This window comes from Actinomyces weissii, assembly GCF_016598775.1.
GTDB lineage: Bacteria > Actinomycetota > Actinomycetes > Actinomycetales > Actinomycetaceae > Actinomyces > Actinomyces weissii.
Map to the genome: position 1 here is coordinate 712803 of NZ_CP066802.1, position 13456 is coordinate 726258.

The following is a 13456-nucleotide window of genomic DNA, read 5'->3' on the forward strand; positions in this document are numbered from 1 at the left end:
GTTCTGCTCCTGATCGTGTCTGTCTCGGTGACCGCTGGCCTGCACGGCTCTCAACCCTCGGTGGGGCTGGGCTCCGAGGTGGCCTGAGCGGGCTCTGCCGTGGGGCTGCTGGCCGGGGCGCTCGGGGCGGTGGAGGGGGTGGCCCCGGGGGTGGTACCCGGGGCGGGCGGGGTGCGGCCCTGCTTGACGGTCTCGGCCACGCACTGGCTGTAGACCTCGTAGCGCTGGGTGCCCAGGCTGACCACCTCGTCGTCCTCCACCAGCACCGGGTGCCTGGTGCCGCCTGCGGGCGCTGAGGCGATGGCCCGGTCGGCACAGACCTGGGACTGGGCCGGGGTGATGCTGGGGTGGTCGGTTCCGGGGACCGGCAGGCTGGTGTCCAAGTTGTGGTACTCGTCGCTCCAGTCCTGCACCACCCAGGTGCCGCTGCCTTCCAGCACCTGGCCGCGCCAGGTGGCAGGGACGGTATCGCGGGCGTGTAAGGAGCCCAGGCCTATCTCGGTGCGGATCTCCAGGGCCTCCGCCTTTACGGGGGAGGAGAGCTCCAGGTCGTTTATGACGCCGCTGGCCTCATAGTAGTAGTGCTCCAGGGGATGGCCGTCCAGGGTGTGTGCCTGGCCCCCCTGCCACGGGTCGGCCTCGAAGGTCTGGGGTACCTGGCTGCCGCCCCGCTGCCAGGGTGAGACGGCGGACAGTGACAGGCTGCCCACCCCGATCGTGCTCTCCAGACGCACTGCCCGGTTCGGGGGAACTATCACCTCTACGTCACCAATGCCCACCTCCACGTTCAGGTTTCGTGCGTCGGCGTCCGCAGGCATGTCGCTCAGGTCGATGAGCACGTCTCCGATACCGACCTCGACCTTGTGCTTGCCAGAGCTGATCTGTGACCAGGTCACGACGGTGGTTCTTCCCAGTCCCGGGACGTTCAGGGCGCGCACAGCCAGCTGCGGGGCGGTGGAGCCGAATACCAGGGCGGGGAGCAGCACGAACAGGCTGAGCACCCCCGTCGCGCTGAGCCAGCCGCCGTGACGGCCTCGCAGCCCGCTGAAGGCGATAGCCGCGCCCAGGAGCACAGCCAGAGTACCCAGCCCCACCAGGGGCACGGCCGCCTGCGTGCCACCGACGTGCAGCAGCCAGCCGCAGGCAGCCACCACCAGCAGCCCCAGCCCCAGGACCAGGAGGCTGACGGTGCGGCCGGGCCCCAGCACGCGCGGGCGCGGCGGTCGCGCAGGGTTGGGGGGCGTCTGGGGGGCCGGGGGCACCGGCCGGTACGGCGGCACCGGGCCGCGTGGGGCCGGGCGCGGGAAGCCGTTGGCCGGAGAGCTAGGAGCCGGAGCACCAGGGGCCGGGCGCTGGAAGCCGTTGGCTGGAGCGCCGAGGGCCGGAGCACCGGGGGCCGCCGCCCCGGGGTGGAAGGCTGGTAGGGGCTGGCTGGCGCCTGCCGACGCCGGTACCGGCTGGGGTGCAGGGTGCGGGGCTGCCGGGCCGGGCTGGGCCGTGCCCTGTGGGACCGGGGTGGGCCGCGCCGTGCTGTAGCCAGGTCCGGCAGGCGCCGGGGCGCTCCCCGCGCCAGGCGTGGCCAGCGGGGCGGTGGCGGCTGCGGCGTCCCCGGCGGCAGCCGACGGCATCGTCCTGGAGGCGCCAGCAGCAGGGTAGGACGTGGCGGCAGCGCTGTACCGGTGCTCGTCACGGGGACCGCGTGGACTCCGCAGCCAGGCGACCAGCACCCAGACCGCCAGCGCGACCAGGGCCAGCGGAACCAGGGCCAGCACGAAGCCTGCCGGGGTGCCGCTCAGGAACCAGTAGGGCAGCGCGGCGCTATCGAAGGTGACCGCCCCTAGGAAGAGGCCGAGGCAGGCCCCGGCGAAGCCCGCGCTCACGTCACCTTGCAGGGCGGACTCCAGGTGGATGCGGCCGTCGTGCTCCTCCGGCAGCAGCACCCAGGCCAGGGAGTACAGGAGCAGCCCGCCGCCAAGGAACAGGGTGGCTACCACCACCAGCACCCGTACCAGCACCGGGTCCAGGTCCAGACGGCGGGCCAGCCCCTGGCAGACTCCGCCGACCCAGCGCTCGCGGCCGCGGTACAAGCCGGAGCGCCGTAGCGAGTCGAAGAAGGACCCCAGCGGCGCGGTGCTGGGCTCCTGTTGCTGCGCGCTGCCCCCACCGTCCGCGGGCATGGTCCCTGCGTTCGGGGGCGGCCAGCCACCCGGCGGCGGCTGGGGCGGCAGGTAGCCAGGAGACTGCGTGCCGTACTGCGCGCCACCGGAGGCACCAGCGGAGGCCTGGCTGGGGGTGCCGGCAGGGGGAGCGGCGGGCTCCTGGCTGGGGGTGCCGGCAGGGGCGCTGGTGGCGTCGTCGTTCGTGGCACCAGCGGTGGAGCCGCCGCGCGCGCCGTCGCTGCCGCGGGGGTTCCTGGGGAAGGGCTGGGAGGTGTCGGTGCTGTCCATGACTCCATGGTCCTGCTCCGCCTGCCTCCCAGGCATCGGGGGACACCCCCAAGTGCCCCTGAAAAAACGGGTGGGCCCCCTGGTCCCCTGGCCACGGCCTACTGGTCCCGGCCCGTGCGTGCCACGATAAGGGCATGACGACGACGCGGCCCCAGGTCACCGGGCCGACTGCCTCCTGGGGGCCCGGCAGCCCTGCTCCCGGCCTGCTACCCGGCCTCCCGGTCCACAGCCCCGGCCGCCCTGTTGGCAGCCCCGGTGGCCTGCCGGGGAGCCACAGGCTGCCCCTGCGGCGGACACCGTGGCGGCGGGCCGCAGGCCCCGGGCTGCCAGCTGGCTCAGGCCGTCTCCTGGCGGGCGTGTGCGCTGGCACGGCCGCCCACCTGGGGGTGCCCGTCTCCGTGGTGCGCCTGCTGGTCCTCGCCGCCGCCTTCACAGGCGGGGCGGGGCTGCTCCTCTACGCCCTGCTATGGGTGCTGGTGCCCCCGGGGAATCCCTGGGCGGAGGCAGCCGGTCAGGTGCCGGTGAGCCAGGCCCGCCTGGCCAGCCGCCTGAGCGACCAGCTCTCCGCCCCGGCCCGCCTCAGCCCCCGCGGCCGGGCCCTGGTGGGTGGGGCCGCCCTGCTGGGGGCCGCCGTCGTGCTGGCCCTGTGGCGGGCCGGGGCCCTGACCGGGATCTCTGACACGCTGCCCCTGGCCCTGCTGGCCGGTGGCGTGGTGCTGGCCTGGTCCCAGATGGGCGGGATGGTCGGCGCGCAGCGGGACCTGGGCACCATCCTGCGGCTGAGCGGCGGGGTGGCCCTGGCGGCCGTGGGTGTCCTGGTGTGGCTCAGCCGCGACCTGCCCCCAGCCAGCCTGGTCTCCGGGGCCCTGGTCGGTGGCGCGCTGGTGCTCAGCACCGGCCTGATACTCGCCCCCGTGCTACTGCGCACCAACCGGGAGCTCGTGGACACCCGGGCGGAGCAGGCCCGTGCCGCCGAGCGGGCCGACATCGCCGCCCACCTGCACGACTCGGTGCTCCAGACCCTCACGCTCATCCGCAAGCGCGCCCACGAGCCGGACACGGTGGCCCGCCTGGCCCGCTCCCAGGAGCGGGAGCTGCGTACCTGGCTGTATACCGACCGGCCCGCAGCCGGTACCAGCGTGTCCGACGCCTTCAAGGACCTGGCCGCAGAGGTGGAGGACCTCTACGGCACCGGGATCGACGTCGTCACCGTGGGAGACCTGCCCCCGGACCAGTCCACCGAGGTGGTCCTGGCCGCCACCCGGGAGGCCCTGTCCAACGCCGTGCGCCACGGCGCGCCCCCGGTGAGCCTGTATGTTGAGACCAGCCCGGAGCGGATAGAGGTCTTTGTGCGCGACCACGGGGAGGGCTTCGACCCCACCGGGGTCAGCCCCGACCGGCACGGCGTGCGTGAGTCCATTATCGGGCGCATGGAGCGGCACGGTGGCCGCGCCCAGGTGCGCCGTCTGGCCCAGGGCACCGAGATACACCTGCTCCTGCCCACGAGCGTGAAGGAGTCCCAATGACTGAGCCCCGTACCTGGAACCAGGACGCTGAGGGACCCCCCGACGCCTCCTGTGGGCCGCTGCGCCTGCTGGTGGTGGACGACCACGCCCTGGCCCGGGCGGGGGTACGCGCCGAGCTGGCCCGCTACGCCCCGGACCTGCAGGTGGTGGCGGAGGCTGACGACGTGGAGGGGGCCGTGGCCGCCGTCCACGCCCTGGCCCCGGACGTGGTCCTCCTGGACGTGCACCTGCCCGGCGGCAACGGGGGCGGCGGGGCCGAGGTGGTCGCCGCCTGCCAGGACGTGCCCGGCACCAGGTTCCTGGCGCTGTCGGTCTCCGACGCCGCCGAGGACGTCGTCTCCGTGATCCGGGCGGGGGCGCGCGGCTACGTCACCAAGGCCATCGACGCCGCCGACCTGGCCCGCTCCGTGCGGCGGGTGGCGGCAGGGGACGCCGCCTTCTCGCCCCGCCTGGCGGGCTTCGTGCTGGACGCCTTCGGCACCGGGGGCGCGGACGTCGCGGTGGCTGACAGCGAGCTGGACCGCCTCTCCAGCCGGGAGCGGGAGGTCATGCGCCTGATCGCCCGGGGCTTCACCTACAAGGAGTGCGCCTCCGAGCTGTTCATCTCGGTCAAGACCGTAGAGACCCACGTCTCCTCCGTGCTGCGCAAGCTCCAGCTCTCCAACCGTAACGAGCTGACGCGCTGGGCCGCCGCCCGCCGCATCGTCTGAGGTCCTGCCATGAGCCGCCGCACCAGTCCCACGTCGGGCCCCTCCGTGAGCCAGCCGCCGGGCCGCCCCGTAGCACCTGGCAGCCTGCCCAGGCACCACCTGCCAACCCCGGGGGGCCGGGCCGCCGTCCGGCACCTGGCGCGCCTGGACAGCGCCGGACTGCCTGGCAGCCCCGGCGGGGACCTGCGAGTCCCGTCCCTGCTGGCCCTGGACGACGGCACCTTGCTGCTGGTACACGACCACCGCCCGCCGGTGCCCGGACCCGGCTGGCAGCAGGACGGCGGTGCCCTGCCCGGGGACCTGCCGAACCCGAACTCGCTGTGGCTGCGCCGCTCCACCGACGCCGGGGCCAGCTGGTCCGCCCCGCAGCCCCTGGTCCCCGGCCTGGGCTGCCCCCTGGTGCGGGGGCTGTCCGACCCCTCCCTGCTGCTGGCCGCGGACGGCACGGTGCACCTCCTGGCTGCCGCCGCCACCGACGTCGGGCTCTTTGGCGCCCACCCGCCCACACGCCCTGCCGCCCCCGGGCAGCCTGCCGAGGGCGGCACCCTGCGACTGCTGCACGCCCGCAGCCAGGACGGCGGCCGGACCTGGGCCTGGCAGGACCTCAGCGACCTGCTCCGGCCCAGCGCGCAGGACCCGGCGGGCCTGGTGGCCTTCCCGGTCTCCGGCCACGGCGCCACCCTGGGCGCAGGCCCCTGGCCCGGCCGCCTGGTGCAGCCCCTGGTGGCGGTGGGGCCGCCCCGCCCGGACGGCAGCCGCCCGGTACAGGCCCGCTCCCTGATCTCCGACGACGCCGGGGCCAGCTGGTACCTGGGCCAGCCGGTGCCGCCACCGTCCCAGGCCGCTACGGCCAGCCTGGCCGGGGCCGCGGCCACCACCGGCGTGGACGAGTGGGCACTGGCCCCGGCCCCGGACGGCTCCCTGCTGCTGTGCGCCCGCGACGGCGGCTACGGTGGCACCCGCCTGACCAGCCGCTCGCACGACGGCGGCCGGAGCTGGAGCGTCCCTCAGCCTCGGCCCGACCTGCCCGATCCTGGCTGCAACGGGGCGCTGCTGGACCTGCCCGGCACGCGGGCGCTGCTGTGCTCCCACGCAGCCGACCCACGTGCCCGCCGTCAGGGCCGCCTGAGCCTGAGCACCGACGCCGGGGCCACCTGGCGGCCCCTGGCAGAGCTGTCCGGACCGCAGGAGCCTTTCGGCTACTCGGACCTGTGCGCCCTGCCCGGCCCGGGGCCCCGGGTGCTGGTGGTGGCGGAGGAGCCCCAGGACGGTGCTGGGGCGGGGCTCGTGCTGCAGGCGGTGGACCTGGGCAGCCTAAGCCTGGGCGGGCTGGAGCCGGAGGAGGCGGACCTGGCGGTGGTGGACCTGGGCGCGCCGGAACTGGGTGCTGTAGACCATGGTGCTCCTGGGCCTGGTGCGGTAGACCAGGAGCGCACTGACCTGCCTGGGGAAGGTGGTGGCCGATGAGCCCCTGGGCGGAGCTGGCGGTGGGCCTGGGGGTGCTGGTGGGCGTCGTGGGCGCCGTCATCCAGGTCTACCCGGGCCCGCTGGTGGTGCTGCTCTCGATCACTGCCTGGTCCTGGGGCACGGGCGGTTCCACCGCCTGGCTGGTCCTGGCGGTCTCCGCCCTGTGGCTGGTGTCCACCGGGGTGGGCAAGTTCCTGCTCATGGGCCGCAAGACCGCCCAGGCGGGAGTCGGCCGCAGGAGCCTGGTCCTGGGAGGGGTCGGCGCCGTGGTCGGGCTCTTTACCGTCCCGGTGGTGGGGCTGCCGCTGGGCTTCGTGCTGGGGGTCTACGGCAGCGAGTACCTGGTCCTGCGTGACGAGGCCGCCGCCCGCGCCTCCGCCTGGGCCGCGCTCAAGGCCCAGGGCTGGGCGGTCCTGCTGGAGCTTACCGGCTGCCTGCTGGCGGCTCTGACCTGGTTGGTGGGCCTGCTGCTGACCTGAGACGGCCCGCCCCCTGCCCGGCCAACGCGCCCGCCCCCGCCGCCTGGACTGGGGCGCCGTGCCCCACCTGACACGGGTGGCGCTCAGGAACCGCCCGGGTGTTCGTGGGAGGATGCGCCTGTGAGCAACATGCGCGTGGAGAACCCCCGGCCGGGCACTGCCCCGGCTCCTGAGCCGGGCCTGGCCCGCGCCGTCGCGCACCTGCGCGCCTCCGGGCTGCTGGTCCTGCCCACGGACACGGTCTACGGCATCGGGGCCCTGGCTGGTGACGCCGCCGCCGTCTCCCGGCTCCTGGCCGCCAAGGGGCGCGGCAGGCAGATGCCCCCACCGGTGCTCGTCGCCGGGCCCGCCCAGCTGGCGGGGGTGGTGGCTGGGCTGCCCGCTGGCGCCCGCAGGCTCATGGAGACCTTCTGGCCCGGGGCCCTGACCCTGGTGCTCGACGCCGACCCGCGGCTCGGCTGGGACCTGGGGGACACCGGCGGCACCATCGCCGTGCGCATGCCCGCCCACCCCCTCGCCCTGGCCCTGCTGGAACGCACCGGGCCCCTGGCGGTCACCAGCGCCAACCGCACCGGCCAGGCCCCGGCCACCGACGCCGCCTCCGCCGCCCAGGCCTTCCCCGGGCGGGTAACCCGGGCCGATGAGGCCAACGGGACGCAGGTGGACATCCTGCTGCTCGACGGCGGCCCCACCCCCGGGCCGGTCCCCTCCACCATCGTCTCCCTGGCGGGGGCGCACGCCCAGGCCCCGGTCATCCTGCGGGAGGGGCGTCTCAGCAGCCAGCAGGTCACGGCGGCGCTGGCGGGACCCACCGGCACCCGGATCCAGGAGGCAAAGGCATGAGGGTCTACCTGCTGGTCCTGGCGGTGGCGGCGGCCTGCACCTACCTGACCGTCCCGATCGTGCGGCACATCGCCCTGGTCTCCCACGCCCTGACCCCCGTCCGCAGCCGGGACGTGCACCAGATCCCCATCCCCCGGCTCGGTGGGGTGGCCATGTTCGTGGGCTTCCTGACAGCCGTCGCCGTCGCCTCCCACATCCCCTTCCTGCAGGGCGTGATCGGCCGCAGCGCCTGGGCGGTGGTGGCTGGGGCCGGCTTGGTGTGCCTGCTGGGCGTGATCGACGACCTGTGGGACCTGGACTGGATGACCAAGCTGGTGGGGCAGGTGCTGGCCGCCGGGATCATGGCCTGGCAGGGGGTCCAGCTCATCAGCTTCCCCATCGGCGGGCTGACCATCGGCTCCTCCCGCCTGTCCCTGGTCTCCACGGTGCTGGTGGTGGTGGCCGTCATCAACGCCGTCAACTTCGTGGACGGCCTGGACGGGTTGGCCGCCGGGCTGATCGCCATCGGGGCGGTGGCCTTCCTGCTGTACACCTACGCGCTCACGCGCCAGTACTCTGCCGGCTCCTACGCCTCCCTGGCGGCCACGGTGGTGGCCGCGCTGATCGGGATCTGCATAGGCTTCCTGCCGCACAACTTCCATCCGGCCTCCATATTCATGGGGGACTCCGGGTCCATGCAGCTGGGACTGATCTCGGCGGCGGGGACCATCATCGTCACCGGCCAGATCGACCCGGCGGTGGGCGGTTCCCAGGGCTTCCCGGCCTTCCTGCCGGTGCTGCTGCCCTTTGCGGTGCTGCTGCTGCCGCTGACGGATATGACGATGGCGGTGGTGCGCCGGATGCGGGCCGGGCACAGCCCCTTCCACCCGGACCGCATGCACATGCACCACCGGCTGCTGGACGCCGGGCACTCCCACCGCCGCGCCGTGCTGACCATGTACGTGTGGGCGGCCGCCGTCTCCTTCCCCCTGGCGGCCCTGGCCCTCTACCCGCTGCACCAGGTGCTGGTGGGGGCAGCGGTGGCCCTGGCCCTGGCGCTGCTGGTGACCCTGGACCTGATGCCGGGGGTGCGCCTGGCGGTGTCCCGGCACACCGGCGGGGTAGCGGGCCGCCGCACGCACCGGCGTCTGGACCGCCGCTCCCGGCTGCCCCACCTGCCTGGGGACGAGGAGGACTGATGGCGGGGGAGACCAGTACCCAGGTGTTCCGGCGGGCTGCCCGCCGCGTGCTGCTGGCCGGGCTGGTGGTGTCCACCGGCAGCGTGCTGGCGGGGGCGCTGGCCGGGGGCCAGGCCCTGACGGGGGCCGCCTGGGGGGCGGGGGCCTGCCTGCTGCTGACGACGGCGACCGCCGTCTGCCTGGCCCTGCCCTGGCACCGCTGGCCCGCGCTGGCCGGGGCCGGGGTGATGGTCTCCCTGCTCACCAAGCTTCTGCTGGCCGGGCTGCTGCTGGCGGTCATGTCCGGCAGGCGCGGCAGCTTCTCCCCGGGCTGGTTCTTCGCGACCTTCGCGGCCGCCGTGATTACTGTCACCATTGTGGAGGTACTGACCCTGGCCCGGGGGCGGACGCTGGTGGTGGAGCCGAAAAACCACGACTAGCCTTTTGCCTGGACAAGCAGCTGGCCCCTGGGGCGTCCCGGGTAGGTTAGGCTGGCCCCGTTGCCGTGCAATCCCTACGGCCGCATACCACACAAGGAGGTCCGGTGCTCACGAGCGTGTCCTTCGCCGCTGTGAAAGCGGCGGCGATCGCCCCTGCTGCGGCTGAGTACGACGGCTTCCACCCGCCGTCGCTCGACGACTTCTTCCCCGCCGGGCTCTTCTTCGTGGGCACGCCCTTCGAGGTCAACCGGGTCATGCTGGTGCGCATCATCATGACCCTGCTGCTGGTGATGGTCTTCGTGCTGGGTGCCTCGCGGGCCCGGCTGGTCCCCGGCCGCTTCCAGAGCGTCCTGGAGCTGACCGTGGGCTTCGTGCGCAACAGCATCTCTGAGGAGATCCTGGGGCCGGTCTACGGCAAGAAGTACGCCCCCCTGCTCACCACCATCTTCGTGGGCGTGTTCTTCCTGAACATCTCCGGGGTTATCCCGGGGCTGCAGATCGCCTCCACCGGTGTGGTGGGCATGCCGCTGGTCTTCGCCCTGGTGTCCTACGTGGCCTTCATCTACGCCGGCATCAAGACCAACGGCCTGGGGCATTACCTAAAGGGGACCGTCATGCCCTCAGGGGTGCCGGCCTTCCTGGCGCCCCTGATCATCCCGATCGAGTTCCTCTCGAACCTGGTGCTGCGGCCCCTGACCCTGACCATCCGTCTCATGGCCAACATGATCTCTGGCCACCTGCTGCTGGCCCTGTGCTTCGTGGCCACCAACGCGCTGTTCGTGTACGCCTCCGCCGAGCTCAAGGCGCTGGGTGCCGTTACCCTGCTGGTCGGCCTGGCCTTCGTGGTCTTCGAGATCTTCGTGGCCGTCCTGCAGGCCTATATCTTCTCCCTACTGACCGCCGTTTACCTTGACTCCTCGGTCCACATGCACTGAGTGCCCAGGACCGTGACGGCCCGGCAGCCGCCAGGCCCAGCCAGACTCCAACACCTCAGCAGACGCCGCGACCGCGGTGCCAACAACACAAGGAGAAACCCCATGACCGGTTCCCTCGCCACGATCGGCTACGCCCTCGCCACCCTCGGCCCGAGCATCGGTATCGGCCTGCTCGTCGCCAAGACCCAGGAGGGCACTGCCCGCCAGCCTGAGGTCGCTGGCGCCCTGCGCACCAACATGTTCATCGGTGCAGCCATGATCGAGGCTCTCGGTCTGCTCGGCTTCGCCGCCGGATTCGTCTTCTGAGGCCGTGACCGACATGACCCTGAGCGCCGCACTGCCTCTGGTGCTGGCGGCCGCCGACCACGCGGGCGGAGGCGCGCCAGAGGGTATCTGGCTGTTCGTCCCCCACGTGGCCGACCTCGTGTGGGGCACGGTCTGCTTCGCGATCATCGCCCTGGCCCTGGTCAAGTACGCCCTGCCGCGCCTCAACGCCGTCATGGACGAGCGCGCCGCCAAGATCGAGGAGGGCCTGGCCCTCACCGAACAGGTCAAGCAGGGGCAGGCGGAGGCCGAGGCCCAGGCCGCCCGCCTGGTGGAGGCCGCCCGCGTAGAGGCCGCCCATATCCGCGACAAAGCCCAGAGCGAGGCCAAGCAGATCATCGCCGAGGCCCGTGCCGCCGCCGCCGAGGAGGCAGGCAAGGCCCTGTCCGCCGCGCAGCGCCAGATCCAGGCGGACAAGCAGGCCGCCCAGATCTCCCTGCGCTCCGACGTAGGCATGCTGGCCGCTGACCTGGCCGAGAAGATCGTGGGTGAGCAGCTGCAGGACACCGCCCTGTCCGCCCGTGTCATCGACCGCTTCCTCGACGAGCTGGAGGCCCGTCCGGAGGCCTTCAGCGCCGCCGACGTCGCCGCCGCCACCGGAGAGCAGGGGCCGCAGTGAACACCGGCAGCGCCGCCTCCAAGGCCCAGGCCAGGTCCGCCTGGGAGCCTGTGCTCCACCAGGCCGGCCAGGGCGCCCTGGAGCTGGGGGAGCAGATCCTGGCCGTGGCCCACCTGATCGCCTCCGGGTCGCTGAGCGGACCGCTGACCAGCCCGGGACGTAGCCCGCAGGACAAGGCGGCCCTCGCCAGCCGCCTGCTCTCCGGACGCGTGGACGGCCGAGTGGTCGATCTGCTTGCCGCCCTGGTGCGCGGACGCTGGTCCAAGCCGGTGGACCTGGTGCACGCGCTGCACGACCTGGGGATCGAGACGATCCTGGCCGGGGCGCGGGCAGGGGGGACCCTGGAGCAGGTGGAGCAGGAGGTCTTCGCCGTCCACAACCTCCTGGCGGGGGACCGTGAGCTGCGCCTGGCCCTGGAGCCCTCCAAGCGCACCACGGTCGAGCGGCGTGTGGCCCTGGCCCACCAGGTCTTCGGCCCCAGCCTGTCCTCCTCCGCCCTGAGCCTGCTCACCTGGAGCGTGCGGCACGAGACCGAGGGGGGCGTGCCCCGCAACCTGCGGCGGGTGGCCGAGCTGGCTGCCAGCCTGCAGCACCGCACCATCGCCGACGTCACCAGCGCCCTGCCGCTGAGCACGCAGCAGCAGGCCCGCCTGGAGCGGATCCTGGAGGAGAGGCTAGGCACGCAGGTAGAGCTGCACCTGGCCATTGACCCCGAGCTCATCGGTGGCGTGAGGGTCAGCGTGCGCGACCTCGTCATCGACTACACCGTGCGCAGCTCCCTGGAGGGCGCACGCACCCAGCTGGTCGGCTGAGCCGACCCCACAACCAGCAAGCTTGCACCTGCACGCCAGCAGGACCCACGAGAAGGAAACAGACATGGCTGAGCTGACCATCAGGCCGGAGGACATCCGCTCCGCCCTGGATGAGTTCGTCGACTCCTACGAGCCCGCCAAGGTAGCCGCCGAGGAGGTCGGCCACGTCGTCTTCGCCGCTGACGGCATCGCCCACGTTGAGGGGCTGCCCGGCTCCATGGCCAACGAGATCCTCACCTTCGAGGACGGCACCGCGGGCCTGGCCATGAACCTGGACGAGCGCCAGATCGGCGTGGTCGTCCTGGGCAGCTTTGACGGCATCGAGGAGGGGCAGACGGTCCGCCGCACCGGTGAGGTTCTCTCCGTGCCCGTGGGCGACGGCTACCTGGGTCGCGTCGTGGACCCGCTGGGCCGGCCCGTCGACGGGCTGGGCCCCATCGCCTCCGAGGGACGGCGCGCCCTGGAGCTCCAGGCCCCCGGGGTCATGATGCGCAAGTCGGTGCACGAGCCCCTGCAGACCGGCCTGAAGGCCATCGACTCGATGATCCCGGTGGGCCGCGGCCAGCGCCAGCTCATCATCGGTGACCGCAAGACCGGCAAGACCGCCATCGCCCTGGACACCATCCTCAACCAGCGGGCCGCCTGGGAGACCGGCGACCCCCAGCAGCAGGTGCGCTGCATCTACGTCGCCACCGGCCAGAAGGGCTCCACCATCGCCTCCGTGCGCCGGGCCCTGGAGGAGGCCGGAGCCCTGGAGTACACCACCATCGTGGCCTCCCCGGCCTCAGACCCCGCCGGCTTCAAGTACCTGTCCCCCTACACCGGCTCCGCCATCGGCCAGCACTGGATGTACGCGGGCAAGCACGTGCTGATCGTCTTTGACGACCTGTCCAAGCAGGCCGAGGCCTACCGCGCCGTCTCCCTGCTGCTGCGCCGTCCGCCGGGCCGTGAGGCCTACCCTGGTGACGTCTTCTACCTGCACTCCCGCCTCCTGGAGCGCTGCGCCAAGCTCTCCGACGAGCTGGGGGCCGGGTCCATGACCGGCCTGCCCATCATCGAGACCAAGGCCAACGACGTCTCCGCCTACATCCCCACCAACGTCATCTCCATCACCGACGGGCAGATCTTCCTGCAGTCCGACCTGTTCAACGCCGACCAGCGCCCCGCCGTCGACGTCGGTATCTCCGTGTCCCGCGTGGGCGGTGCCGCCCAGGTCAAGGCCATGAAGCAGGTGGCTGGCACGCTGAAGATCACCCTGGCCCAGTACCGCTCCATGCAGGCCTTCGCGATGTTCGCCTCGGACCTGGACGCCGCCACCCGCCAGCAGCTCACCCGCGGTGAGCGCCTCATGGAGCTGCTCAAGCAGCCGCAGTTCACCCCCTACCCGGTGGAGGAGCAGGTCGCCAGCGTCTGGACCGGCACCAACGGCTACCTGGACGACCTGGAGGTCGCGGAGGTGCTGCCCTTCGAGACGGCCCTGCTGGACCACCTGCGCCGCAACTCCACCGTGCTCGCCACCATCCGGGAGACCGGCAGGCTCGCGGAGGAGACCGAGGCCCGGCTGCGCGCCGACGTCGAGGCCTTCCGCACCAGCTACCTGGCCGGTGGCCGTATGCTCGGCGCCCAGGTCGCCGCCGACGACGGCGAGCCCGAGGCCGAGCACACGAGCGAGCAGATCGTCCTCAAGAGGGGCTGAC

General features: G+C 73.0%; 13 protein-coding genes. 12 read left to right on the top strand and 1 reads right to left on the bottom strand.

From position 1 onward, the window contains the following. Positions 1-50: 50 nt before the first annotated feature. Entirely contained in the window at positions 51-2447 is a 2397-nt protein-coding gene (locus JG540_RS02865; RefSeq protein ID WP_200276968.1) for a PspC domain-containing protein, read from the bottom strand. 134 nt (positions 2448-2581) lie between these two features. On the opposite strand from JG540_RS02865, the gene JG540_RS02870 reads away from it, so the two are divergent. The 12 genes from JG540_RS02870 (at position 2582) to atpA (ending at position 13455) form a co-directional block, all read left to right on the top strand. After that, positions 2582-3973, top strand: a complete 1392-nt coding sequence (locus JG540_RS02870; RefSeq protein WP_200276971.1) for an ATP-binding protein — start codon at positions 2582-2584, stop codon at positions 3971-3973. Further along, positions 3970-4683, top strand: a complete 714-nt coding sequence (locus JG540_RS02875) for a LuxR C-terminal-related transcriptional regulator (protein ID WP_200276974.1) — start codon at positions 3970-3972, stop codon at positions 4681-4683. Before JG540_RS02870 ends, JG540_RS02875 begins: the two co-directional genes overlap by 4 nt. Before the next feature lie 9 nt (positions 4684-4692). Further along, entirely contained in the window at positions 4693-6150 is a 1458-nt protein-coding gene (locus JG540_RS02880) for a sialidase family protein (RefSeq protein WP_200276977.1), read from the top strand. Next, complete coding sequence (locus tag JG540_RS02885; RefSeq protein WP_200276980.1) at positions 6147-6629, top strand: DUF456 domain-containing protein; 483 nt, start codon at positions 6147-6149, stop codon at positions 6627-6629. Before JG540_RS02880 ends, JG540_RS02885 begins: the two co-directional genes overlap by 4 nt. A 129-nt stretch (positions 6630-6758) precedes the next feature. Next, positions 6759-7472 carry an L-threonylcarbamoyladenylate synthase gene (locus JG540_RS02890; RefSeq protein WP_200278014.1) on the top strand — a complete coding sequence of 238 codons (714 nt, stop codon included), beginning with the start codon at positions 6759-6761 and terminating at the stop codon, positions 7470-7472. Further along, positions 7469-8650 (top strand): MraY family glycosyltransferase, encoded by a 1182-nt coding sequence (locus tag JG540_RS02895; RefSeq protein WP_200276983.1) that lies wholly within the window; start codon positions 7469-7471, stop codon positions 8648-8650. The genes JG540_RS02890 and JG540_RS02895 overlap by 4 nt, the downstream gene beginning before the upstream one ends. Further along, positions 8650-9069, top strand: coding sequence for a hypothetical protein (locus JG540_RS02900; protein ID WP_200276986.1), 420 nt, complete (start codon positions 8650-8652; stop codon positions 9067-9069). The genes JG540_RS02895 and JG540_RS02900 overlap by 1 nt, the downstream gene beginning before the upstream one ends. 104 nt (positions 9070-9173) lie before the next feature. Beyond that, on the top strand, positions 9174-10004 hold the full coding sequence (gene atpB, locus JG540_RS02905) for a F0F1 ATP synthase subunit A (RefSeq protein WP_200276989.1): 831 nt from the start codon (positions 9174-9176) through the stop codon (positions 10002-10004). Between the two features lie 102 nt (positions 10005-10106). Then, entirely contained in the window at positions 10107-10310 is a 204-nt protein-coding gene (gene atpE, locus JG540_RS02910; protein ID WP_200276992.1) for an ATP synthase F0 subunit C, read from the top strand. 13 nt (positions 10311-10323) lie between these two features. Next, a complete protein-coding gene (locus JG540_RS02915; protein ID WP_200278016.1) occupies positions 10324-10947 on the top strand; it encodes a F0F1 ATP synthase subunit B in 624 nt (207 codons plus the stop codon). Next, the gene (gene atpH, locus JG540_RS02920; RefSeq protein ID WP_200276995.1) at positions 10944-11759 is read left to right on the top strand and encodes an ATP synthase F1 subunit delta; all 816 of its coding nucleotides are present in this window, start codon (positions 10944-10946) and stop codon (positions 11757-11759) included. Before JG540_RS02915 ends, atpH begins: the two co-directional genes overlap by 4 nt. A 64-nt stretch (positions 11760-11823) precedes the next feature. Next, positions 11824-13455 carry a F0F1 ATP synthase subunit alpha gene (gene atpA, locus JG540_RS02925; RefSeq protein WP_200276998.1) on the top strand — a complete coding sequence of 544 codons (1632 nt, stop codon included), beginning with the start codon at positions 11824-11826 and terminating at the stop codon, positions 13453-13455. Position 13456 lies beyond the last annotated feature (1 nt).